Source organism: Ruegeria meonggei (assembly GCF_900172215.1).
Taxonomy (GTDB): Bacteria; Pseudomonadota; Alphaproteobacteria; order Rhodobacterales; family Rhodobacteraceae; genus Ruegeria; species Ruegeria meonggei.
The window spans coordinates 204,135-228,989 of sequence record NZ_FWFP01000007.1 but is presented as its reverse complement, the minus strand read 5'-3'; the positions used below and the strand labels follow the sequence as shown (position 1 = coordinate 228,989).

The following is a 24,855-nucleotide window of genomic DNA, read 5'->3' as shown; positions in this document are numbered from 1 at the left end:
CGCAGGCTCAAAGTTGGGTTGAGGTGACTCAGGAGAAGAGGGGTGGCGCCCGCGCATCATAGCGCGCATGGAACCCAGCGCTGCGATGGGTGAATTCAAGGTGGGTCCAGCGCGGCTGGATCGTGGCGGTAAACGGCGTGATTGCGCCGACCGACGGAAAATCAACATCCGCGGTCAGGCCCGCAAAGGGGCACATGGCACGCTCGTCAGTGTTGTCATGAATAGGATCGTCGGGGTCCAGATCGACCCATTGTTCAACAGTACCTTCGCCGGTGCACAAAACCAGCAGGACTTTGCCGTCATCCCCCATGGTCGGCATCCAACCCTGCGGTATTGCGCCAGTCAGCAACAGGGCCAGCACGGTCAGCAGAGTTAGAAGGCGGAGCGACAGGGTCATTCCAGATGCGTGATGATCGAGCGAAGTGTTGGAATGCCGTCACCCTTCTCGGACGAGGTCAGCACGATTTCAGGGAAAGCCGCCGGATGTTTCGACAGCGCCGCGCGGACTTGATCCAGAATCTTCGCACGGTCATTGGCCTTGACCTTGTCGGCCTTGGTCAGAACGCATTGAAAGGTCACGGCGCTGGTGTCCAGCAGCTTCATGATCTCGGCATCGACCGGTTTGACGCCGTGGCGTGCGTCGATCAGGACAAAGGCACGGCGCAACGTCTGACGGCCGCTGAGGTACTTCTTCAGCAGTCGCTGCCATTTCTCAACCACCTTAAGCGGCGCGTTGGCATAGCCATAGCCGGGCAGGTCCACCAAATAGAGCTCGGGGCCTTGGGTGAAAAAGTTGATCTCTTGCGTGCGGCCCGGCGTATTAGACGCGCGTGCCAGCCCCTTGGTGCCGGTCAGCGCGTTGATCAGGCTGGACTTTCCAACGTTGGAGCGGCCGGCAAAGCATACCTCAAGCCGGTCGGGGTCGGGCAGACCATCCATGGCGACGACGCCTTTGACGAACTCGGACGGGCCCGCAAACAGCTTGCGGCCGCGCTCCATCGCGAATTCGTCCGGGGTTTCGGCAATTGGGAAGGGAAGGGTGCTCATATCACATGTACCTTGTCACCGATCGAGATCGCGCCACCGCGGATCACCTCGGCATAGATCCCGAATTCCTGATGACCCCAGGTTTTCAGTGCGCCAAGGGTGTCTGCGTCGCGCGCGCCGGTTTCGGGGTTGGCGGTTGTCGCAAGACAACGCGTGATGCGTTCGCGTATATGGAACACCGCCTCGCCGACCTGCACCTCGCGGTCCAACCAGTCGAATTCTTCCCACAGGGGCATGCCGTCGAACCAAATGTTGCCGCGCCAGCGCAGCGGCGACAGATCCTGACCCAGTTTTTGGGCGACAGCCCGGTGCGAGGCCATATTGCACAAGCTGATTGACGGGAAATCACTGTCAGTCATTCCACGCCCGGGGACGCGGATGATCCGCGCGGACGCGGCCCGGTTCGCAGGCATCAGCGGGCTGACCCAGTCCAGAAAAACCTGCTGCTCGCTATCCGGGTTGAAGGTCAGATCCGGGCGCTCTGGATGGGTCAGGGTCAGCATGTCCCCATCCAATTTGGCTGAAATCGCCATCAATTGCGGTGCTTTCGAGCCGCGGCTGAAATTTGCGCAGGGCACCCATTCGGATTCATCTGCTTTGGATTCAGTATGCGCAACCGCCCAAACGCGATCCCCGGGCATGGTCTGCCCGGGGTTCACGGTTACGGTCTGGACGGCTTCGCGACCATGGCTTTTGATCGGATGCCGCCAAATCTGGGTTACCTCAGCGGTCATTTGTCGTCCGTCTTGGCCGCACGCTTAAAGCCGGATTTAATGTTGCCGAAGACGTCCGGCTTATATCCTTGGCTGCGCATGATCAGGTATTGCTGGGTGAAAGTGATCGTGTTGTTCGCGATCCAGTAGACCACCAACCCGCTGGCAAAGCTGCCTAGCATGAACATGAACACCCAAGGCATCCAGGCAAAGATCATCGCCTGTGTCGCGTCCGTTGGTGCCGGGTTCAGTTTCTGCTGCAGCCACATCGAGATACCCAGCAACAGCGGCAGAATACCGATGAAGATCAGCGCCATGAGCGTATCAGGTTGCGGTCCGGCAAATGGTAGCAGACCGAACAAGTTCATGATCGAGGTCGGATCCGGCGCGCTTAGGTCCTGGAACGGACCGAACCAAGGCGCTTGACGCAGTTCGATGGTGACGAAAATCACTTTATACAGTGAGAAGAAGATCGGGATCTGCATCAGGATCGGCAAACAACCCGCTGCGGGGTTCACCTTTTCCTTCTTATACAGCTCCATCATGCCCTGCTGCATCTTCTGGCGGTCATCGCCAGCGGCCTCCTTCAGGGCCTCCATCTGCGGCTGCAATTCCTTCATCTTCGCCATCGAGACGTAGGACTTGAACGCCAACGGGAACAGGATTGCCTTGATGATCAGCGTCAGGCCGATGATCGACCAACCCATGTTGCCGATCAGGGCGTTGATGTTGTGCAGCAGCCAGAAGATCGGCTTGGTCAGGAAATAGAACCAGCCCCAGTCGATGCTGTCGATGAATTTCTGGACGCCTTCGGCCTGATACTCACGAATGGTTTCCCATTCCTTGGCACCGGCAAACAACCGGGTCGTGACCTCTTCGGTTGCGCCGGGGGCTACGGTCAGTGTCGGCAGCACCGTTTCGGTCTGGTAAATCTTGCGGCGGGCATCGTATTTTGCGGCCGCTTTGAAGGTTGCACCCTCTTCTGGGATCAGCGTGGTCATCCAGTAGTGATCGGTAAAGCCTACCCAGCCACCCTCAGAGACCTGAAAAACCTCAGCCTGGGCACGTTCGTTTGGATCAATGTCGAAATCACGGACATCGCCGTAATCGATCTCGTCCAGCACGCCGTCGGCCATGACCATCACGCCTTCGTGCAGGATGAAGAAGTTCTTCAGGCCCGGCAGATCACCATCCTCGCCGATGCCGTGACGGGCAAGGATACCATAAGGGGCCATGCCAACCTCGGCCTGCGTGTTGTTTTCTACCGACTGGGTGACGCTGAACATGTAATTTTCGTCGACCGAAATCATACGACGGAAGGTCAGGCCGTTTTCGTTGTCCCATTTCAGGGTAATCGGTGTGTCGACGCCCAATACCTCACCCTGCTCAACAGACCAAGGCGTGTTGGGGCCGGGAACGTCTGCGCCAGCGACCCCTGTGCCTGGGGCCCAACCATATAGGGCGTAATAGGCCGAGTCTGAGCCGACAGGAGACAACAGTTCCACGATCGGCGCACCTTCATCGATCGAGACCTTGTAGTCTTTCAGGAACAGCTCATCGATCCGGCCCCCCGACAGCGACAGGCTGCCTGTCAGGCGCGGGGTGTCGATCTGAACCCGCGGGGCCGCTGCCTCGGGCAGGGTCTCTTCAGCTGCGGCGGTCGCCTCACCCACGGACCCGGTGTCCTGGGCGCTGGGCGTCTGGATCTCGCCGCCTTCTGTGGCAGTGATTTCAGCCTGATCAGGTGTGGTCGCAGGTTCCGGTGGCGGGAATAGCACAAACCAGACAAGGATCACGAGAAAGCTGAGCGCGGTTGCGAGGATTAGATTCTTGTTCTGATCGTCCATCAGGGACAGCCACCTTAAGCAGTGAAACACACCCGGTGGGTTCAACAGAGTGCAGGCCCAAAGGTCAAGCGGATTCGCCTGTCATTTCGTCACGTATCGCGTTTCTTTGTCGGGAATCCGTGATTACGAGCCGGTTTGACGCCCAATCTTCGGCACGTCGTTCACCTTGTTCTGGTGCCTCGCAATCCAGTCCAGTGTCTTTTCAAACGGTATCGGCTTGCCGATGCCAAAGCCCTAAACGTGGTCGCATCCCAATTGGGCTATTAAAGCGTGTTCGCCCTTGGTTTCCAACACTTCGGCCAAGGTCTCGAGACTTAAACGTTCAGCCATCGTCAAAATGGCGCTGACCAGTTGTTGCTGGCTGGCGTCGCGGTCGGCCTTGGCCACAAAAGATCGGTCAATCTTGATCCGAGAGACGTCAAACCGTTTGATAGAGGCAATTGACGTATGACCTGTTCCAAAATCGTCCAGATCAATGCAGCAGCCAAGTTTGGACAAGCTGGTCACGTTCCGGGTGATGACATCGTCGGGGCGGCGCGAAAATACGGTTTCCAACACCTCGACGGCCAGCCTGTCCGGGGTCAGGTCATTTTGGTCCAGCTCCCATTTCAGGCGATCGATCAGGGTAGGGTCGCGCAGCTCGTCCGAGGAGAAATTCACCCCGATCTTTGGCACCACAACCCCGGCCCGATCCCAGTCGCGCATGGCTGCAAAGGCGTGATGGCGCATCGCTTGTCCAAGCCGCTCCATCAGTTCGGCCTGCTCGGCAAAGGGCAGAAACACCTGTGGACTCAGCATGCCTTTTTGCGGGTGTTCCCAACGGGCCAGAGCCTCGAACCCGGTGACACGTCCGGTATCCGTTGAGATCTGAGGCTGAAACCAGGGGCGGATTTCGCCACTGTCCAGGGCTGCGTCAAATTCCTTGCGCAGGTTTGCCTGAATACGAGACCTGCGGCGGGTGTCGCTGGAAAATGCGCGAATGGTCGACGGTCCGTTCCTTTGCGCTTCGCTTAACGCGGCTGAGGCGGCGTCGATCCATTCCTCATACGCACCCTTAGCCATGTTGGACAAAAGGCAAAAGCCGATTGAGCAGGATACATAGATTCCGGCCCCGTTCAGCGTAATGGGGTCTTCGACAACCGACTGAATCCTGCCGGACAACTGAATACAGGCTTCCAGATCCAGTTGTTGCGCCGGGTTCAGGCCAATGGCGATTTTGTTCTGATCCAGCCGGGTCACGATATCCTGCGTTCGGATGACCGAAAGAACCCGCTTGCTGAACTGCGCCGTAAGATGATTGGCGGCAGAATTGCCGTGAAGATCCAGGAAATCCGAGTAATCGTCGAGCGCAACAATCATGCAGGCCGAGTTTTCGACATTCGCGTCCGTCTGGTTAAACATCTCCTCCATCCTGGAGGCAAAAGCATCGAGGGTCAGCAGACCGTCAGACGGGCCATGAGGGCCGGTTCGCAGGTGTGTACGGACTGCAATCACAGCGACACCGGCAATCACAACGGGCAACCCGAGGGCTGCGGCCACCAACGCCCCTTCGCCGCCCAGCCAGAACGCACCCAGGCTGATCGCAGGGGCAAAGGCCAGTGCAGGCGGGCCGCTCAGCCCCGAGGCAACGGAATCGAGTAGGCGGTTCAGTGAGATATGTTTCCACATCGGTTTCTGGGCCTTTACGTTGGGCATCGCACGCTAAAGGCAACCGTAGAAAACCAATCTGAGTCAGACGTTAACGCAGTCGCGGAATTTCATCTGAGTTTTCAGTACTTTTGTCAGAACCTAGGGCAAGGTTCTGGAAATCGAACAGTTTCGGGTCCAGCAGATGCGACGGCCGCGCATTTGTCAGCGCCCGGAACATCACCTGACGCCGTCCGGGACTGTTTTTCTCCCACTGGTCCAGAATCTGTTTTACCTGCTGGCGTTGCAGCCCGTCCTGACTGCCGCACAGATCGCAGGGGATGATCGGATAATTCATCGCGGTGGCGAATTTGGCGCAATCGGCCTCGGCCACATGGGCAAGGGGGCGGAAGACAAACAAATCACCTTCTTCATTCACCAGTTTGGGGGGCATGGTTGCTAGACGTCCACCGTGAAAGAGGTTCATAAAGAACGTCTCTAGGATGTCATCCCGGTGATGGCCCAAAACCACGGCCGAGCATCCTTCTTCGCGCGCGACACGGTACAGGTTGCCCCGGCGCAGGCGTGAACACAGGGCGCAAAACGTGCGGCCCTGGGGCACCTTGTCCATCACAACCGAATAGGTGTCTTGATATTCGATGCGATGCGGAACCCCCATCCGTTCCAGAAACTCGGGTAACACAGTCGCAGGAAAACCAGGTTGCCCCTGATCCAGATTGCAGGCCAGCAGGTCGACCGGCAGCAGGCCACGCCATTTCAGCTCGTACAGAACGGCCAGCAGGGTATAGCTGTCCTTGCCACCCGACAGACAGACCAACCAGCGGGGCGGGTTACCGTCCTTGTTATGCGCCGTCGGGTCCACCATCCCGTAGTGCTCGATGGCTTCGCGGGTTTGGCGCACGATGCGTTTGCGCAGCTTTTTGAACTCGGTGGTCGAGGGCGCGCCGGCAAAAAGCGGGTGAATATCGTCAGCTTCGTCAAACATGCGCTGCCCCTATCGCAGATGGCGCAACCGGGCAAGAGCGTGGGTCAGCCCAGCCGCGCAAGTAAGGCGTTTGCGTCCAGCCCCGACACCGATCCAGGAATACGGCCGCTGTTGCCGGTCAGCCGCGTGGCGATGAACCCGTCAGAGACTGCGCCGGGCGCGTGGCGCAGCAGTTGCGATGCCGTCAGCAATAGCGCCGTGCGTTCCGCGAACCAGCGCGCCTCAGCCTCAGGCGGCAGGCCGGGCCAGCGGTCGCGATGGACCTTGAGGGCGGCGTCATAGCCGCGGTCTGCGCCCGTTGCTGCGTCCAGTTCCGCCGCCAGAACCTCGGCGGCCAGTGGCTCGCGGGCCAGAGTGCGCAGGATATCCAGGCAGATCACATTGCCCGAGCCTTCCCAGATGCCGTTCAGCGGGGCCTCGCGGTAGAGCAGGGGCAAGGGGGTGTCTTCGACATAACCCATACCGCCCAGCACCTCCATCGCTTCGACCACCACTGTGGGGCAACGCTTGTTGTTTAGGAACTTGGCCAACGCCACTGCGATCCGGGCAAAGGCCTTGTCTTCCGGCGATTGGCCATCAAAAGCCTGCGCCACGCGCATCCCCAGCGATAGCGTGCCTTCCCAGTCCAACACCAGATCGGCCAGAACCGTGCGCATCAGGGGTTGATCGATCAATCGGCGTTGAAAGGCGCTGCGGTGGCTGACCCAGTGATGTGCTTCGCTGAGGGCTGCCCGCATCAAGCCCGCCGGGGCCATGGCAGTATCCAGCCGGGTGTGATGGACCATCTCAAGAATGGTGCGAACACCCGCGCCTTCGTCGCCCAGCTGATAGGCCAGCGCATCGTGATATTCGATCTCGGCAGAGGCGTTAGAGCGGTTGCCCAGCTTGTCCTTCAGCCGCATCAGATGGATCGCGTTGCGTTCGCCCTCCAGCCAGCGGGGGACGAGGAAACAGGTCAGCCCACCTGGCGCTTGCGCCAGCGTCAGGAAACCGTCTGACATCGGAGCGGAGCAGAACCATTTATGCCCGCGCAACCGCCAGTGATCGCCGTCACTGGTGGCCTCGGTGGTATTGGCCCGCACGTCCGAGCCGCCCTGCTTTTCAGTCATTGCCATGCCCAACGTGGCGCATTTCTTTGCAGCGATCGGTAACGTGGATGGATCATAGCCGCGTTCCGTCAGCCGAGATGTCCAGACAGACGCGATCGCCTCGTTTGCCGCAAGGGCGGGGACGGCGGCATAGGTCATGGTCAGCGGGCAGCAATGGCCGGGCTCAACCTGGCTGGCCATATAGATCATTGCCGCATGGGTGGCATGGCCGCCGGGTTGGCCGTCCCACGCCAGCGCGGCATAGCCAGCGGTCTGACTGATCTGCATCATCTGATGGTAGGCGGGATGAAACCGGACTTCGTCCAGATGCCGCCCTCCGGGATCGAACAAAACCAGCTCGGGCGTATGGCGATTGGCTTCGCCTGCCAGCGCACGTGTCTGGGTGCGCCCAAGCGTCGCTCCGTAAGCCTGCAATGGTTGGGTGCGTCCCCCGGCAAAGCGGATGCAGTTTTGCAGCACGGGATCAGCCCCCCATAAATCGGCATCGCCGCGCAGGGGCGGTTGGTTCAGGACGTCATGGGTGGGCAGGCTGTGGCGGGCGTCGGATGTCATCTGAACCTCGGGCTGTACCGGTCCGAGTGTTTAACGCGGCAAGACGTCGGTCAAGTCTGACGGCGGGTTAGGAGGCGTGGTCGTCAGCCTTGTACTCTGGAACCGGGTCATAACCATCACCGCCCCAGGGGTGGCAGCGCCCGATCCGGCGCGCGGTCAGCCATGCGCCTTTGATCGAGCCGTGTTTTTCCAGCGCCTCCAGCGCATAAGCCGAACACGTAGGCTGATAGCGGCAGTTGAAACCGACCCAGGGGCTGAAGATCAATCGATAGGCCCGGACGGGCAGGGCGAAGATATGAGACAACAGCGTCATTTCCGGGGACCGTGTACCTTGCGCAGCGCATAGCGCAGATCGTCCAGCAAGCCTTCAAACGGGCGTGCGGCCGTCGCCTCGGCACGGCCGATGAGCACGTAATCCCAGCCATCTTTTCCCTGACTGGGCAGCACGGCACGCGCGGCCTCGCGCAGTCGGCGCTTGGCGCGGTTGCGGGCCACAGCATTGCCGACCTTCTTGGAACAGGTGAAACCGACGCGAATACCCGCGCCCTCATCAGGTGCGCGTTTGCGGGCCTGCACCATCATAGACGATGTTCCTTGCCGACACGCGCGCGCGGCTTTTAGGAAGTCGAATCTTTTTTTCAGAATGGTCAAAGTATCAGGCGCGCAAACGGACGCCGCCGGGGGCATATCCCCGGGGTGGTTCTTACCATCCTCAGGGGCCTCCGGCGGCGTCATGTTCATAACCTGACAGGTCGAGCGGTTTACGCGCTCAGCGACTTGCGGCCACGTGCGCGGCGCGAGTTCAGGATTTTGCGGCCGGCCTTGGTGGCCATGCGCGCGCGGAAACCGTGGCGGCGTTTGCGAACCAGGTTCGAAGGCTGATAGGTGCGTTTCATCGCTCCGTCTCCAATTTATGCGGTCGGGTGCGGCGCGGATTCGCCTGCCCGGTTGTTCGAAGCCCGTCCTCTACTGGGTAGTGGGGGCTAAGTCAAACCCCTAGGTGGGGGTTTTGACGCCTTTTGCAACAATTCTGTAACCGCGTTGGGTAAAAGGTTTCAAAAAGTCGGTTTTACGTCCCGAAACCCTCACATTCCCTGCCGTAAAGATCAACGCAGCGTGAGCCCCCTGTTGCAGAGACGGCAGGCGGCGCATGTTGGTGACAGAATGAAACGCACAAAACCGGACACTCACATGAGCGATACAACTCAGGCACCGCGCAGCGGGCTTGCGCGGCACATACCTTTGCTGGTGATTCTTACCGTTGCCGCGGTGGGGTTCTTTACACTGGGTGATTACCTGACATTTGAAACGCTGCGCGACAACCGCGAGGTGCTGTTGGCCTGGCGGGATGCGAATTACTGGGCGATGGTCGCCACCTTTGTGACGATCTATATCGTGATTGTCGGCTTTTCGCTGCCTGGCGCTGCAGTCGCCTCGATGACCGGAGGGTTCCTGTTCGGCCTGTTCGCAGGCACCGTGTTCAACGTGTTCGCGGCCACAATCGGGGCTTCGGCAATCTTTCTGGCCGCGCGCTGGGGGCTGGGTCAATCGCTGACTGCCAAGCTTGAGGCCTCAGAGGGGACGGTCAAAAAACTGAAAGACGGCCTGCGCGAGAATGAGATCTCGGTCCTGTTTCTGCTGCGTCTTGTACCTGTGGTGCCGTTCTTTGTGGCCAATCTTGTGCCTGCACTGGTTGGCGTAAAGTTTCGCAACTTTCTGATCACCACGGCGTTAGGCATTATTCCAGGCGGTATCGTCTACACCTGGATCGGTGTCGGGCTGGGCGGCGTGTTCGACCGCGGCGAGACGCCGGATGTCTCGTTGCTGTGGGAACCCTTTGTCATGGGCCCGATCATAGGCTTGTGCGTGCTGGCCACATTGCCGATTGTCGTCAAAGCCCTGCGTGGCCGAAAGGACGCCTGAGACATGCAAGAACTGAAAACCGATATCCTGGTGATCGGAGCCGGGTCGGGCGGGCTGTCCGTTGCTGCCGGTGCCAGCCAGATGGGGGCCGACGTTATCCTGCTGGAAGGCCAAAAGATGGGCGGCGACTGCCTGAATTTCGGCTGTGTGCCCTCTAAGGCCCTGATCGCCAGCGGCAAGGCGGCCTATGGGCAGGCACATGCGTCGGCGCTGGGCGTGGCGGATGTTGTCCCTCAGGTGGATTATGCTGCTGCCAAGGATCACGTACATGACGTAATTGCTCAGATTGAGCCGATGGACAGCCAAGAGCGGTTCGAGGGCTTCGGAGTAAAGGTGATCCGCGAGTTTGGCAGCTTTGTATCTCCGACCCAGGTGCAGGCGGGTGATCACATGATTACAGCGCGGCGTGTGGTGATTGCGACAGGGTCTTCTCCGCTGGTTCCGCCAATTCCGGGTCTGGATCAGGTACATTTTTTCACCAACGAGACGATATTTGACCTGCGCGACAAGCCTGAACATCTGCTGATCATCGGCGGTGGCCCGATCGGGATTGAGATGGCACAGGCCCATATCCGACTGGGCTGCAGGGTCACGGTGATCGAAGGCATGCAGGCGCTGGGCAAAGACGACCCTGAGGCTGCCGAGATCGTACTGGACACGTTGCGCGCCGAAGGCGTTGCCATTCACGAACAGGCCATGGTGGCGCAAATCCGCGGCAGGGACGGCGTTGTCGAGGTGGTAACCGAGACGGGAGAGATCTTCTCGGGCTCGCACCTGCTGATAGCGGCTGGGCGCAAGGCCAACACTGACCGACTGAACCTTGAGGCCGCGGGGATTGAGCCGACACGGACCGGGATCAAGGTCGACGAAGCACTGCGTACGACAAACCGCAAGGTCTATGCCATCGGCGACGTTGCCGGCGGGATGCAATTCACCCATGTCGCTGGGTATCATGCGGGTATCATCATCCGCTCGGCGCTGTTTGGTCTGCCATCCAAGGCGAAGACCGCCCATATCCCCTGGGCCACCTATACTGACCCCGAATTGGCGCAGGTGGGTCTGACCGAGGCGCAGGCCCGCGCCCTGCATGGTGACAAGGTCGAAGTTGCGCGCTTTGACTATCACCATAATGACCGCGCCATATCCGAGCGCAAAACGACCGGCTTCATAAAGGTCATGGTGGTGAAAGGCCGACCCGTCGGCTCCACAATCGTGGGTCATCAGGCGGGTGAACTGATCAACTTGTGGTCGCTGGCCCTGGCAAATAACCTGAAGATGGGGCAGATCGCTGCGATGGTTTCGCCCTATCCGACGATCGGAGAGCTTAACAAACGGGTGGCGGGTGCCTATTTCTCGCCAAGGCTGTTTGAGAATCAGATGGTTAAACGTGTTGTCGGGTTCGTCCAGCGCTGGATATCCTGACCTGGAAGGGAGAGCAGATTGAACTCGCTGTCGGGCCGATTTCTGATCCTGACGACGGTCTTCGTGATGTTGGCCGAGATTTTGATCTTTGTTCCTTCCATTGCGCGGTTTCGCGAGGATTTCCTGCTGAACCGGCTTGAGCGTGCGCAGATCGCCTCATTGGCGTTGCTGGCCGATGACATGCTGGCCGAGGAACTTGAGGCCGAGCTGCTGGCCAATGCGGGTGTCTATAACGTTGTCCTGCGGCGGGATGAGGTGCGTCAGCTGATGTTGTCCTCGCCCATCCCGGAACCGATCACCAAGACTTACGATTTGCGAGACGCGGGGCCGATGGTTCTGATCGGCGATGCCGTCGCGCGCCTGTTCACGCCGGAAAACGAAATCATTCGCGTGATCGGCGAGCCGGTCAAAGGGGCTGGACTTTTGATCGAGGTGACAACCGACAGCATGCCGCTGCGTATGGCGATGACAGATTACGGTTTGCGTATTCTGGGCCTTTCCTTCGTGATTTCGATTATCACGGCCTTCTTTTTGTTTCTGGCTGTGCGGGTTGTGTTGGTTAAACCCATCAAAAGCGTGGTTGGGTATATGCAGCGCTACGCCAGCGCGCCCGAAGATGCGCGCGGTATCATTTCTCCAGGGTCCAAGGTGACAGAACTGCGCGAGGCGGAAGAGGCCCTGCAGCAGTTGCAGACCGAACTGACGCAGGCCCTGAAACAGCGAGAACGTTTGGCGCAGCTGGGTGGGGCAGTCGCAAAAGTCAGCCATGATCTGCGCAACATCCTGACCTCGGCCCAGCTGTTCACTGATCGTATCGAGGCCAGTGACGACCCTCTGGTGCGGCGAATGGCACCTAAGCTGGTTAACTCGATCACCCGCGCGGTGTCCTTGTGCGAAAGCACACTTGCGTTCGGGAAAGCAGAGGAACCTGCACCGACCCTGACAATGGTCCCCCTGCGAAACGTGGCCGAGGATGTTGTCGCCAGCGAGCAGCTTGCTGTCGCGGATTCCTGCGTAGAGATCATCAACAACGTACCCCAGGATCTGATCGCACGAGCCGATCCCGAACAAATGTTCCGGGTCCTAATGAACCTTGTGCGAAATGCCAGACAAGCGCTTGTGGCTTCCGGGAACTCCGGCAGGATCACGATTTCTGGCTGCACGCAAGATACCAACTGGTGTGTTGAGGTTCGAGACACAGGCCCCGGTTTGCCACCGAAGGCCCGCGAAAACCTGTTCACGCCTTTTCAGGGGGGTGTGCGCAAAGGCGGCTCGGGTCTTGGGCTTGCCATTTCCCAGGAACTTGTGCGCGGCCATGGCGGAGATCTGGTCCTTACCGAGACGGGTCCGCAAGGCACAACCTTTGAAATCAGGCTTCCGCGGGGCGAGGGGACTTTTTAGAATATTTTTTGCAGAATCGGCTTGCACGTCCTGAATGCCGGGTCTACATAGCGCCTCACCAACGCGGACCGATAGCTCAGCTGGATAGAGTACTTGACTACGAATCAAGGGGTCGGGGGTTCGAATCCTCCTCGGTCCGCCATTTACCTCTTGTTGAACGTCACACGAACCTGACCCAACCGTCACAGTTGGACCAGAAACGGGGTGAACGTTCGACATCGGAAGGTACCCCCCGATGTTGGAAATCAATTGATTTTGGCCTTCGCGTCTTAAACTGACTCAAGTTTCCCATTTTAGTACTCCCGCAGAGAATTTCGTTTGATCTGACTTCCCTTTTGGAAAATCTGGGCTGATTTGCAGATCAGACAGCGAAGCTGCCTGTTTCTGCCGATCTGCCACGTGGCGAACGCGGGAGGGGGCAAGGCAATGCTATTCGATAGGGGTGGTGCGGCCCGCAGGCATAGCCGAGGACACGGTCCTGTCTAATAGCGTTGCCCGAGGGGGAGGGCCGCGCCCTCACCCTGAAGGCCAAGGGCGTTTGGCTTGTCCAAATCCCGCTGGCCCACGAAAGGAAGGTGATGGGAAAGAGGGCTTACCGCTATTTGCGATCGAACCCTTCTGTCAAACTTCAAAAAGTAATTGTGGCCACTGAGCTGCCGTTCGCTGCAAACGCGAAAAAACTGCTGCATGCGCAATGTGATCCGTCGAGAGGGCGGGGAGCGGACCTTCGCTGCGCTCTCCCCCAAGGTCGGCAATGCGAACGAAGCAGAGCCTGTCGCGGATCGATACCACTTTCTGAAAACAGGTTATTCTTCATCCTACGAGCTCATTTTTTTGCCTGTTTCAATTGGACTGCTGACACAAACCTATGCTTAAAAGCTAACGCCTTGGTATGAGATCGACTACCCCGGCGATGTTATTCCTTCCAACCCTTTGCCGTTAGATCATCTTATCGTTTTGCCGACGATGCAGACACATTAGAAAGGCAATATGTTTACAGTCCATCCTAACGAAATCAAAGATTTCACTGGAGACGAGCTCGTCGAGTTGTTGCGCCGTCTTCTTTACGCCGAAGCCCGCAATGCTGGCGTTCCACTGCGAGGGGTCGATGTTCCGCTCCAAATCACAGTCGCCGATGGAGGTCAGGACGCGAGAATTGTCTGGGCCGGTGGCGAAGCATCAACAGATTTTTTCCCAAGCTGCGACATCATCTTTCAATGCAAGGCGAAGGACGCGGGCGACGCTCAGTGGGAAAAAGAGGTTTGGACCAAGCCCACCCAAAAGAAGAGAGTCGCGGCCAAGATTCTGAATGACGCTGTGCGCGAAGTTCTCGCTCGCGGCGGCAGCTATATCGGCATCACTGCGACGGCGCTCGTCGGTAATAAACCGGAAGATCGCGTCAGAGCGATCAAGAATGGCATTGCGACCGCCGGTGGTGATCCCACCAATCTCGCCACGGTCGATGTATACGAGGGAAATAAGCTCGCCGCGTGGGCCAGCGCGCACCCCGGTGTTGCTGTCTGGATCAAGCAGCGGCACGCTGCGATCGACCTTGCCGGCTTCTCTACCCTCGATCATTGGGGCAAACGCGCGGACATCACCGCGCCAACGTTCGTTGAGAGCCCTGACCGCAAATTCTTGCTCGGCCCGTATGAAGCCGATGCGATCGAGTTTTCTCAACTTGCCGAGCGCCTCTTCGTCGAATTGGAAGAGTCTGGAGCTTCCGTTCGCATCTGGGGTGCCTCAGGAATCGGCAAGACCCGCGCACTGTATCAAGCGCTTAGCACGGGCACTGGTCTACTCAGGGGACTCGCTGCCGCCAACTTCATTTTCTGCGAGTCCAGCCAGGTTGGAGATCGCCTATGGGACGTCGCGAACCAGATCGTGAAGGAGGGCTCGGCGGCAGTGCTTGTCGTGGACGGATGCCCGCTCGACAAAGCTCGCGAGCTAAACGCGCTCGCTCTTACTGAAGGTAGCCAGCTTCGCATCATCACCATCGGCACCGAGGGGCTCGAACATGATGATCATTGCGTCATGGTTCGGCCCACCAAGGCCGATCGCTCGACGATAAGGGGCATCCTTAAGACCAAGCTCACCAAGGCCAAGGCCGATGAACTCGACTATATCGCCGACCTTTGCGACGGATTTCCCCGCATCGCTGTGTTCGCTACCGAGAGCTACGAGAAGAGAGCGATCCTAAAGTCGGTCGACGATGTTGCGCAGCAGATTATGGATGCGGTCGGCGCTGACCGAGAAACTGTGCGGGCGCTCGAATGCCTCTCATTGTTCGACAACCTTTCGCCCGATGAGAATCCAGCCGCCTTCGATAACCTCGCCGAGATGCTCGTTCATATGAAGGGTGAACTGATGTACGAGAATCTCGTCATTGCCACCCGGCAGCATCTGGTCGAACGCAATCATAGCGCAATGACCGTACAGCCCCGTCCGATTGCTAACTTCCTCGCGCTGCGTCGCCTTGATTATCTGCGCCCCTCAACACTGGTAGCGTTTCTGGACAGTGCGCCGTGTCAGCACCGAGACGCCATGCTCGCACGCTGGCGCTTCCTCGCGCGGTCCCGCACGCTGAGCGAGGCCATCCATACGCTATTACGCACCTCGTTCGCTGACGCGAACATCGTCCGACCCGACGTCGCGCCCTATCTCACTGCCTTCGTTCATGTCGAACCCGATCGCACAGGAACATCCCTATACCGGGCGATCGCGCATGTATCGCTTTCCGATGTCGAAGCCATTTCCGTCACTGAAGAGCTCGTTGACGCGCTGCGTCTCCTCGCCTCGCGCCAGAAAAGCTTCGGCCCCGCCGTGCAGATGGTCCTGCGGCTCGCGGCCGTCGCCCCTCTCGAGGGCTCACAGCCGATCTTGGAGCTGTTACGCCAGCTCTTCCAGGTCGCGCTCACAGGCTCGCAGGCCGATGATCGCCTCCGACGTGTTGCCCTGGAACAGGCCCTCGACGAAGACGATCCGCGTATCCGTCGCGTTGGTGTCGAAGCGCTCGGGGCGATGATCCAGACCCGTATCTCTCGATCAGAACAGTTCGAGCAGATCGGCGCCGAAGCCTATCACCCGGAATGGGTGCCTGCCGATCACGGCACTATCAACGCCTATTTCGATTGGGCTCTCCAGCGCCTGCTCGAACTTTGGCGCAAGGACATCAAACTGCGCCGGGTAGTCGAGGAGCATGTCGCAGGCGACATCCGCAATCTCCTCTCGCCCGAACTTTTGCCCACCCTCGAGATATTTGTCAAAGAAGTGGTTGCCTACTCTGGTCATTGGTTCGACGCCACTCACGGGATCGGTGATTGGCTCTATTTCGATCGACCCGAAGAGCCGAATGACTTCTCGCTCGCTGTGCGAAGGCTGTTCGACGCGACCCTACCGACCGACCCGGTAGATCTGGTCCGTCTTTATAGCCGCTTCTGGATGGCGGACCTGCACGATCCAGCGAAACGCTACGCTCAGGACCAAGACCAGCCCGACTACGAATATTCGGCGCGTCGCGTGCAAGAACTTGCGCATATGATCGCTAGAAATCCGAAGCAGCTTTCCCGCGCCATCCACGTCATGGCGATCGAAGAGATGAATGCGCCACAGGCCTTTGCGAACGCCTTGGCCCCGGAATTGCGGGACCCTTTGGATACGTTCGAGCAAGCCGTCACTGCCTTAGATGAGAGCGGCACACGGGAAGGCGTCAACTTTGTCGCTTCCCTCTTATCGGCTCTCGATTACCACCTTCAAGATAAACCAGACGGCGTCGGTAAGCTTGAAGCCATTGCAAAGACATCGAGTGTCCTCACTGCCAATCCGATGTATATTATGACTTCGCTCCGCGTCACTGATGAACGCCTCAACAACTTCGCGAACGACGTTCGCGAGGGCAGAGTGGCGCCGGCTCAGAGTGTCTCGGTTTCCTATGGACGTCGTCTCGAGGAAGTCGGTCACGCTGCTCTGTCAACGTTTATCGAGGCGCTCGTTGAGCGTGGCTCTGACGGAGGAGCATGGGCTGCACTCGAGATCTTGTCCATGTATACACACGGCCAGAAGATTCTTCCCCCCGAGATCGTCGATCTGGTAAAGTTCACGATCCTTTCACCATCCATCGCCGAAGAAGTAGATGGCAATACTACCATGGCTGATCATTCCTACGGTCGGTTACTCCGTTTGGTCGATGCCTCTAACGGAATCGACGACACCTTCGCTCGTAGGTTTGCCGATCAGCTAGTGTTTGCATGCCGAACCTCAGGATCGAGACGCCGCGGTCCTCCGGATGTGCTACGCGGTGCCCTCGACACTATAGTTCTACGCGCTCCGGCTGCAGTCTGGCCTGTACTCGCAAGCTTTTACGAGATCGCAACACGGGTCGAACGTGATCGGATGAACACCATCACTTCCGCTACCAAGCCCTTCGCAAGTGACCTCTCGCGCGTCGGCGCTGGAGCCCTATTCGATATCCCGATCGAACTGATGCTTGAATGGGTTGCGGTCGATCCGGATGGTCGCATTGCATTCCTCCTTACCTTCTTCCCGATACTCGAACAGAAGAGCGGCAAATGGAACTGGCACCCCGCGCTCCAGAAACTCGCCAACCTGTATGGCGACAGAAAGCGGTTCCGTGATGCTTTGCGCCAGCGCATTTATCCCAGCTCTTGGAGCGGCTCGCGGAAACCACATCTACTGATCTTCACAGAGCCGCTTGCTTCTTGGAGTAGTGATGCGGTCCTCGGAGACTGGGCAGCTACAATGCTGGACGGTGTGAACCGCTCTTTGGAGAGCGAAATCTATTGATGAGTTGATCCCGGAGCGGTCATTGGTTTTGCGTAATACGAACGGCAGCAAAGGGCCGACCATCATGCCGCACATGCAAATACTCGAAACTGGGGCAATGGCGGCTGTGGGCTCATTCGACCTGTTGGGCCAAAGCACGATCGATGGCGGCAATGGGCTCATGATCGCAGATCCGCAATCGTTCTGTGAGCTTACAAATCTAGCGATCAGTCTTGTCGCACAACGCAAATCTCGAGCAATAAACATCAAATGGATGCCTATCCTTCAAAAGATTTCCACTGCTCTTTGGCTTTGTCCCAAGAAGACCCTAACCTTCTGCTCAGTTCTTTGACTGAAGGGCAGTCTTGAAGCGCTTTTTGAACTTCGATGCTATCGAATTGAATAGGAGGCCTTCCAATGCGAATTGGAACTTCGCGATGCTTAAGGCCGTTGGAAAGTGTCGTTTTTTTCAACCCATGACGTTTTGCTACCTGCGCCAAAGGTATATCAGATTTGTAGTCCTTGATGGCGCGCTCCCACGGATCCAAACCCAGTTGATCAAGCAGCCTCCAGAGAGACTTGCGAGAACAATAGTACCGTGCACGCAAATCCTTGAGCATTTCTACGGCGTGAAAGTCTGCAACGAGATGCCTAGACGAGAACTGGAAAGGTAGCCCTGATTTGGCTTTCAACCAGACCGTCGCACGGAGATCACCATTTTTTTCCAGACGAATATGACAGCGTGTAACTGCCGCCGGGTCTATCTTTCGGAAAGTATCGTAGTCGTTCTGAACCATTCACACATCGCGGGCAAACTACATACGGCTTTGTCTTCAATTCGCCATTTCTATGCTTTTGCTTTCAAGAAGGTGTTTTTGCAATTTGGGGCATCGTTTAAAAGATTTGACTGCCGCGCGCACGATCAAATCTATTTGGGATAGTTGAAAAATCGACTCCATTGGCGAGGTCAAGTCATGAGACACAACGATATCCCTATCGACCGAGCAAGGCACGCGCGGATCAAGTGTGAATTAGAAATCAGAGGGTTGAAGCTCACGGACCTAGCGCAACGGATCGGTGTCGGAGCCAGCGCCGTCAGTTCTGTGTCGCTTGGGAAAAGCCGTTCGGAGAAAATCGAAAAGTACCTGGCTTCTGTGTTAAATCAGTCGGTTGAGGAGCTGTTTCCTGAGCGCTACGCCCAATCAGAGGTGGCCGAGGAGCAAAGCCCCGGGAACGCCGTAAATCCCTAGTTCTGGAACGGTTGTGGCGTTGCGATGGGACCCATTTGTGAACCAGAAAGGACCGAGATCCTATGTTTCAGACTGAGGCCAGACAACAGTCTATTGGGTGTGGGTTCGCCAGTTTACGCAAACTACTGAATTCGCGCATCGAGCAAGCCTTAGTTGATGTCCTCGATGCACCTGTCTTCGTGCTGTTCTAGCCACTTCAAAGAAAGGAGAACAACAAATGAGCCTCTAGAAATAGCAAAGCCCCCGAGAGCTGGCACTCTCAAAGGGCTTGGTGCAAATGAATAGAACCCGTTTGCACCTCATTCATGACCCAAAATTTGCGACCCGTCAACCGCGCTGATCGTTTCAGCGGGCGGGTCGCCTTTTGTCTCCACAAATGAAGAGGAGCCGAATGGCGCGGGCAGAGCTCGCAGCCACGGCAAGAGATATGTCTAAAGATGACAACGACGATTTCTATCGTCCCCCTGAGCCAACCACGGCTGGGCTGATGTTTCCTGCGCGCTCACAGTTCACTGCGCGCGGTTTTACCTTAGCTATGACACCTGCCGAAATGTACTGGCGGCAGTTTATTTCAGCGAGTCAACATGAACGGGTAACCTGCCTACTCGCACTCGCGGATCCAAACCTTTGGAACCTGCATGATCAGCCGCGTCCCGTCAGCTATATTGATGCCTCAGGGCGTCAGCGCACGCATCGCTTTGATTATCTGGCGGAGTACCGGGACGGATCCAAGGTTGCGATGGCCGTCAAACCCGCTGAACGGGTTGAAAGGCTGAACTTCAGAAGCACGCTCGCTGCAATCCGCCGCGATCTGCCGAAGGGATTTGCTGACAAAGTCTGCCTCATCACTGAACACAACCACCACCCAAAAGAAGTGCAAAACGCAGAGCTTTTGAACTTCTTTCGGCGCTGCCCAGACGAAGAGGCCGATCTTCTAGTTGCTGAGCTTGTTTCGGGTCTCACAGACGAACTCTCGATCAGTGATCTCATAAAACCTCTGGACCTTGGCGCGCGCGGGTTCCGGGCGGCTTTCCGAGCCATCTACGCGAGGCTTCTGAAGGCCAATTCGCGTGAACTCATCTCCATCAACACAATTGTTGCCCCCGGAAAGGACAGGCCATGAAAGATATCCAGTTTCAGCTCAACATCAGCCATGAAGATGCGGTGCTCGGAAAGGGTGAGCTTCACTTTGTTCAAAAGGTGACAGACGACACGGTGACCCTGCTGGCAAAACAAGCGGATGCTGTACCGCTGACGTTTTCCCATGCGGAGCTCGCGAGGTTGCTAGAAGATGGGCACTTCTCAATCGAATATGGCTATTTCTCCGATCGTCAAGCTGCGCGCCATGCGCGGATGGGACGTGCGGTGATATCGCGGCTGTCTCGCAAAACCCAGTTCAACGCGTTTCTTGGCGAAGCCTGGTGTGAATCGATGAGCGAGGGTGAAGCCGAAGAGTGGTTCAACAGATCATCAAAGCGGTGGCCTGAATTTCTGCCGAAGCTGCAGGAACGCGTACAGCAGAAGCTCCACGATGGGCTGCTTAAAAGCATTAAGGGCGAGGGGGTTGATCCCACTTTTCTCTCTTATGTGCCCGGTCGCACTAGCATCATGGAAAAATACCGTGAGTGGGAAAAGACCAGAGATCCGGCGATCTTTATCAAAAAGTCGATCTTCAATGGCCAAAACGGAAAGCGTGTCCATCCCCAGGCCGAAGCGATTATTCAGTTGGAACTCGAGAACTACCTTCATCCCAACGAGATCTACCCTTCGCAGGTGTTGGATGCCGTAAATGCTGAAGTGCGACGAAAGAACACCGCCCTTGGCTTTGCTGGCGAAGATCTTATTCCAGAATGTTCCCTGAGCACGATTGAACGGCGCATTAGTGAGTTGGATCGGTTTGAAGTCCTGGCCGCGCGCAGCGGTGTAGCGCATGCCAAGAACAAGCTGGGCGCCCATGCCGGGGGCATCAAGCTTCACGCACCATTGCTTCGTGTCGAAATGGATGAATGGGAAATTGATCTCATGTCGATCTTGCAGGGCGCAGGGGCAGATATCACCCATCCGAGCCTGCGTGATCTTGAGCTTGGTCGCTACTGGGTTTGCGCTGCCATTGACGTCGCCAGCCGCTCCATACTCGGTCTCAAACTCTCGACCAAACCAAGTGCCGAAGATGCGAAAGCAGTCGTTTGGATGGCCATGCGAGGCAAGACCATGCTCGCGTCCCAGCTTGGATGTGAAACGTCCTGGTCGCAACATGGGCATGTTTATCATGTAGTTGTCGACAACGGTCCGGCCTTTGTTAACGCAGACTTCAAGGCTGCGCTTTCCGATTTGGCGATCGACTACTCTGTTCTACCTGCTGGGGCTCCCAAGTTGAGAGGGGTTATTGAGCGCTTATTCCGCTCAATAGCGATTTTGTTGATGCCTTACTTGACGGGGCGCACATTCTCCAATCCGCAGCAAAGAGGGGATTACCCGTCGGAAAAATACGCGGTGCATACTGCCGAGAGTATCTTGGAGTTGCTGGTACGCTTCACCGTCGATGTCTACCACAATCGCAAGCATCGGGGTTTGGAATACGCAACGCCCAACAACATGTGGGACAAGCTGGTCACTGAGTTCGGCTGGTCTCCTCCGATGAGCAAGCACAAGCTTCGTCATATCCTGGGGCTGAAATTCAATCGTGAGACTGGTCGGCACGGCGTTTTGATGAACGGCGTGAACTATCATTCCAAACGTCTGGCAGAACACTTTCAAAAATACGGCCAGCAGAGTGTCGAAGTCAGTATCGATACCGAAGATATGGGGCACATTTCTGTCTGGTTGGAGCGCGGTAAAGACAGTGGGTGGTCAACGCTGGGTGCAAAGCTTGAGGGGCTCGAAGGGGTATCCTTCGCCTCTTGGGAGCGGTCAATATTTGAACTGCGTCAAAACAATCGCGCTGCCGCCAGTTTGACTCAGAGTGTGGTGGACCGCGCTATTCGCAGGATCAAGGAGATCGACGCTGAACAATGCGCAGCGCGGCAGCTTGGCCCGATCAAGCTTACCAGCGATCAGATCAGACGTGCGCAGAAAGAGACGTTTTGGGGTCTGTCTTTAGGCTCTGATCCGGAAATTGCCTCTGACAAAAAGGCGGCAATCCCTGATCCGGAAAGCGGTTTCCTGTCAGATGAAATTCCCTACCTTCCCGGTCCGCTGCCCGAGGAGGAACCTGTGCTGCCGGAGGTGAATGAAGACGAGTGGTTCTTCAGCGATGAACTGGAGGATGAAGACGGCGATCACGGCATGGCCAGAGACGCAGATCGAGGCGAGGAGAAGGGTGATGAGTAAGGACCCTCAAAACTTCCGGTCTGACAAAGACATCCGTAAAACCGTGCAAAGCTTGAGAACTCTCCACATCCCGCGTCCGGAATTCAACAAGCTAGACGCGCGCTTTGGCAGTCTCCTTGAGCAGCGGCGTGCTGACGATGCCGACGGTGTCGTCTTCAAAGCCAGGAGCATTATGCTGGTGGGACAGTCGGGCAGTGGCAAGACCACAGCGGTAAGACATCTCGTTCACAAATATAGGCGTTTGATGGCCACAGACCCAGGTGAGGAAATCTGTGAGTATATCGGACTTCAGGTGCCAAGCCCGGCTACGATGAAGTTCGTTGGTGCAGCTACGCTACGGGCGCTGGGATATCCCTATGCCGGCAACAAACAAGGACCGGCTATTTGGGATCAGGTCAAGGAACAACTCAAACGTCGCCATACGCTTTTTCTTGGCTTTGACGAAGCGCAGGATTTGGCTCGATACCAAACCGAGAAAGAGCGTCAGTCCGTCGTGAACACACTTAAGTCGATGATGGAAAACTCTGTCTGGCCTGTGAGTCTGCTGCTGTCTGGGATGCCGGGTCTCAAAGATATTGTAAACCAGGATGCTCAGTTGGCACGGCGGGTTGACCCGGTGGAAATCGGTCGATTGCATTCACTGCGCGATGTCGGTCCCGTCATCAAGATCGTTCAAAAATACGCTGATCGGGCGCAGATAGATGTGGCGACCTCGGTTAAGAACGAAGCCTTTGCCATGCGGTTGATTCACGCGGCGGACTATCAGTTTGGGCTTTTGGCCGAGATTGTTGTCCTCGCGGTTTCACATGCGCTGTTTACAGATGGGTTCGACGCAAAACTGGGCATTCGGCATTTTGCTGAGATCTACAGCGAAAGGAATGGAGCAGAGGCCTGGATGAATGTCTTCATCGCCGAGGACTACGGGCGCATCAATCCAAGAAAGCTCCTGGACGACGGAGACAAGCCTAAAGATGGAGAAGATGCATGATACCCCTGCTGAATCCAATTCTCCCCTTCACAGAAAGGGAGACCCCGTCAAGTTATGTTGCTCGTTTGGCCCGGCTGTACACCAGCACGCCACGTGATTTCTGCTCGGATCTTGGAATGCGATGGCCTCATATCTGCTCGGCACATTTGGACCAGTTGGCGACGTTGTCACTGCTAACTAGAGTGCCGCTTAACACACTGGAACAAGGAGCGGCCAGGTTGATTGGTCCCTGCCGGTATCTCGTCGGGCTGTCATCGGCTACCAATGGTACGCTACGGCGTGCAACCATCCGCATTTGTCCGAGATGTATTGTGGAGGCTATGGAGGCTTCTGGTCCCGAGAGCGCGTTTCAACTTCTCGAGTGGTTGGTGCTGCCGATTAGGACCTGTGCCAAACACGCCGTTCCGTTACTCCAGCTTCCCAATGCATCGCATGCACATCTCACCTATGACGTGATTGAACAAGTGGCGCGTCATAGGGATCTGATCTTGGAGGCCGCTCAGGTCGCGAAAACGCGCGGGCGATCCTCGTTTGAAACTTACCTGAGCCGCCGTATCAAGAATGGGGTTTGTGGTGACTGGTTGGACTCTTTGGACCTGACACATCTTCATCAAGCCGCTCTTACATTAGGCATGACACTTGCCATGGATCGCGGCGTTAGTCGTTCGGATTTGGACTTCGACCAGGAGCGTACCGCCATGTCGGCTGGTTTCGAGTTTTTGAAGAATGGACCGGAAACCCTGAAATCTGAGTTGGAGCGTGCCAGGCGCCGGTCTTCCTCCAGGCGGTCTTATTTCACGACAGATATGGGCGAATTCTACACCTGGCTTAAGGAAACTGAAGAGGACCCGGCGACAGCAGTCCTCAGGGCTTGCGTGCAGGATTTTGTGCGTGAAAACTATCCGCTGCAGACCGGCGCGAAAGTTCTGGGTACGGAAATCTCTGCGCCCAAACTCATCACGCTTGAACGCGCGCGGGAGCTACATGGGGTCGGCGAGGTTCGGGTGCGAGGTATTCTCGCCCATCTTCGTGGCAAAAATGCGCGCGACCTGTCATACATGAAAGATGTCAGCCATGAGGATCTGGCTGCCGTGCTCGACTTCTGGTCCGGGTTGCAGAATATCAAATCCACCGCGGTCCAGCTCAATATCCATCCGGTCCAGGTGAAGGCGCTGATCCGACAGAATGTTCTGGAAGCCTATCGTTTTGGAACGTCTCTACGATACGTGCCAACATCTTCGGTACAGGACTTGCTGACCCGACTTGCAGGTCTGCGCATTGCCTCTCGGGCACGTCATAGGGTGCCCCTCTCGGAGTACAGCCGACAGAGCGGGGTGGCCCTGGCTCGCGTTGTCGCCGATTGGGCAGCGGACCGACTGACCGGCGTTTGGAGAGATCCGGACGTGGAGGGGTTGGCTGGAATTCTTATCGACTGCGCTGAGATCCTGGAGAAATCGGAGCGCGTGTTTTCCGGCGATCTGTCGCTTCTGGATACGGCGGCCCGCTTGAGAATTAGCGTCGGGTCAATCCGGTTATTGCGGGATGGTGGATACCTGAAGCAGATAAAAGTGCGAAACCCGGACACGCAGCACTATCGTTTCTACATCACTGAAGAGAGCATTCAGATATTTGAAAAATCCTACGTAACGCTGGGCCAAATGGCAGAGCAGTTTGAGATCGCCGCGATCCATCTAGGTCCGGCATTGGATCGAAGAGAAGTTGAGACAATCCCCTGTGACGCTGGGTTTGTTCGCGCTTACCCGAAAGAGACACGCGATGTGGCTCGGAAACTGACGATGGGGAGGGTAGAACGTCAATCCAAACTGAGTGCCTCAACGACTGCTTGAACTAGGAAAAGC

The 24,855-nt window shown here is 57.1% G+C and carries 19 protein-coding genes, 1 tRNA gene and 1 pseudogene; 10 read left to right on the top strand and 11 right to left on the bottom strand.

The features are described 5' to 3' along the window. Positions 1-28 precede the first annotated feature (28 nt). The 10 genes and pseudogenes from RUM8411_RS13600 to rpmH form a co-directional block, all read right to left on the bottom strand. Positions 29-397 (bottom strand): DUF2946 family protein, encoded by a 369-nt coding sequence (locus RUM8411_RS13600; protein ID WP_085823254.1) that lies wholly within the window; start codon positions 395-397, stop codon positions 29-31. After that, positions 394-1,047 (bottom strand): ribosome biogenesis GTP-binding protein YihA/YsxC, encoded by a 654-nt coding sequence (gene yihA / locus RUM8411_RS13595; protein WP_085823253.1) that lies wholly within the window; start codon positions 1,045-1,047, stop codon positions 394-396. The genes RUM8411_RS13600 and yihA overlap by 4 nt, the downstream gene beginning before the upstream one ends. Further along, the gene (locus RUM8411_RS13590; RefSeq protein ID WP_085823252.1) at positions 1,044-1,781 is read right to left on the bottom strand and encodes an MOSC domain-containing protein; all 738 of its coding nucleotides are present in this window, start codon (positions 1,779-1,781) and stop codon (positions 1,044-1,046) included. The genes yihA and RUM8411_RS13590 overlap by 4 nt, the downstream gene beginning before the upstream one ends. Beyond that, a complete protein-coding gene (gene yidC / locus RUM8411_RS13585; RefSeq protein ID WP_085823251.1) occupies positions 1,778-3,607 on the bottom strand; it encodes a membrane protein insertase YidC in 1,830 nt (609 codons plus the stop codon). Before yidC ends, RUM8411_RS13590 begins: the two co-directional genes overlap by 4 nt. A 123-nt stretch (positions 3,608-3,730) precedes the next feature. Further along, positions 3,731-5,275 (bottom strand): annotated as a pseudogene (locus RUM8411_RS13580) (putative bifunctional diguanylate cyclase/phosphodiesterase). A gap of 70 nt (positions 5,276-5,345) precedes the next feature. Continuing rightward, positions 5,346-6,239 carry a tRNA 2-thiocytidine(32) synthetase TtcA gene (gene ttcA, locus RUM8411_RS13575; RefSeq protein ID WP_085823250.1) on the bottom strand — a complete coding sequence of 298 codons (894 nt, stop codon included), beginning with the start codon at positions 6,237-6,239 and terminating at the stop codon, positions 5,346-5,348. A gap of 44 nt (positions 6,240-6,283) precedes the next feature. Then, complete coding sequence (locus RUM8411_RS13570; protein ID WP_085823249.1) at positions 6,284-7,900, bottom strand: acyl-CoA dehydrogenase family protein; 1,617 nt, start codon at positions 7,898-7,900, stop codon at positions 6,284-6,286. A gap of 67 nt (positions 7,901-7,967) precedes the next feature. Beyond that, the gene (yidD, locus tag RUM8411_RS13565) at positions 7,968-8,213 is read right to left on the bottom strand and encodes a membrane protein insertion efficiency factor YidD (protein ID WP_085823248.1); all 246 of its coding nucleotides are present in this window, start codon (positions 8,211-8,213) and stop codon (positions 7,968-7,970) included. Continuing rightward, positions 8,210-8,635, bottom strand: a complete 426-nt coding sequence (rnpA, locus tag RUM8411_RS13560) for a ribonuclease P protein component (RefSeq protein WP_085823292.1) — start codon at positions 8,633-8,635, stop codon at positions 8,210-8,212. Before rnpA ends, yidD begins: the two co-directional genes overlap by 4 nt. Positions 8,636-8,661: 26 nt before the next feature. Continuing rightward, entirely contained in the window at positions 8,662-8,796 is a 135-nt protein-coding gene (rpmH, locus tag RUM8411_RS13555) for a 50S ribosomal protein L34 (protein WP_005632162.1), read from the bottom strand. Between the two features lie 295 nt (positions 8,797-9,091). Here rpmH and RUM8411_RS13550 point away from each other — a divergent pair, with 295 nt between their 5' ends. The 5 genes from RUM8411_RS13550 to RUM8411_RS13520 all read left to right on the top strand — a co-directional run bounded on the left by RUM8411_RS13550 (position 9,092) and on the right by RUM8411_RS13520 (position 17,449). Beyond that, positions 9,092-9,823: a TVP38/TMEM64 family protein gene (locus tag RUM8411_RS13550; RefSeq protein ID WP_085823247.1), complete on the top strand. Its 732-nt coding sequence runs from the start codon at positions 9,092-9,094 to the stop codon at positions 9,821-9,823. Positions 9,824-9,826: 3 nt separating this feature from the next. Then, the gene (locus RUM8411_RS13545; RefSeq protein WP_085823246.1) at positions 9,827-11,245 is read left to right on the top strand and encodes a dihydrolipoyl dehydrogenase family protein; all 1,419 of its coding nucleotides are present in this window, start codon (positions 9,827-9,829) and stop codon (positions 11,243-11,245) included. Between the two features lie 18 nt (positions 11,246-11,263). Beyond that, on the top strand, positions 11,264-12,646 hold the full coding sequence (locus RUM8411_RS13540) for a sensor histidine kinase (RefSeq protein ID WP_085823245.1): 1,383 nt from the start codon (positions 11,264-11,266) through the stop codon (positions 12,644-12,646). 65 nt (positions 12,647-12,711) lie between these two features. Continuing rightward, a tRNA-Arg gene (locus tag RUM8411_RS13535) sits at positions 12,712-12,788 on the top strand. An 848-nt stretch (positions 12,789-13,636) separates the two neighbouring features. Further along, positions 13,637-17,449, top strand: a complete 3,813-nt coding sequence (locus RUM8411_RS13520; protein WP_085823242.1) for an ATP-dependent Clp protease adaptor ClpS — start codon at positions 13,637-13,639, stop codon at positions 17,447-17,449. Positions 17,450-17,706: 257 nt separating this feature from the next. Here RUM8411_RS13520 and RUM8411_RS22550 read toward each other — a convergent pair whose 3' ends face one another. Then, entirely contained in the window at positions 17,707-18,225 is a 519-nt protein-coding gene (locus RUM8411_RS22550; protein WP_143534905.1) for a hypothetical protein, read from the bottom strand. A gap of 177 nt (positions 18,226-18,402) precedes the next feature. On the opposite strand from RUM8411_RS22550, the gene RUM8411_RS23255 reads away from it, so the two are divergent. The 5 genes from RUM8411_RS23255 to RUM8411_RS13480 all read left to right on the top strand — a co-directional run bounded on the left by RUM8411_RS23255 (position 18,403) and on the right by RUM8411_RS13480 (position 24,843). After that, positions 18,403-18,678 carry a helix-turn-helix domain-containing protein gene (locus tag RUM8411_RS23255; RefSeq protein ID WP_085823238.1) on the top strand — a complete coding sequence of 92 codons (276 nt, stop codon included), beginning with the start codon at positions 18,403-18,405 and terminating at the stop codon, positions 18,676-18,678. Positions 18,679-19,069: 391 nt separating this feature from the next. Next, positions 19,070-19,801, top strand: a complete 732-nt coding sequence (locus RUM8411_RS13495; protein ID WP_085823237.1) for a hypothetical protein — start codon at positions 19,070-19,072, stop codon at positions 19,799-19,801. Beyond that, positions 19,798-22,008 carry a TnsB C-terminal domain-containing protein gene (locus tag RUM8411_RS13490; RefSeq protein ID WP_085823236.1) on the top strand — a complete coding sequence of 737 codons (2,211 nt, stop codon included), beginning with the start codon at positions 19,798-19,800 and terminating at the stop codon, positions 22,006-22,008. The genes RUM8411_RS13495 and RUM8411_RS13490 overlap by 4 nt, the downstream gene beginning before the upstream one ends. Continuing rightward, positions 22,001-22,996 (top strand): TniB family NTP-binding protein, encoded by a 996-nt coding sequence (locus tag RUM8411_RS13485; RefSeq protein ID WP_159453901.1) that lies wholly within the window; start codon positions 22,001-22,003, stop codon positions 22,994-22,996. The genes RUM8411_RS13490 and RUM8411_RS13485 overlap by 8 nt, the downstream gene beginning before the upstream one ends. Then, the gene (locus RUM8411_RS13480) at positions 22,993-24,843 is read left to right on the top strand and encodes a TniQ family protein (RefSeq protein ID WP_085823234.1); all 1,851 of its coding nucleotides are present in this window, start codon (positions 22,993-22,995) and stop codon (positions 24,841-24,843) included. The genes RUM8411_RS13485 and RUM8411_RS13480 overlap by 4 nt, the downstream gene beginning before the upstream one ends. Positions 24,844-24,855 lie beyond the last annotated feature (12 nt).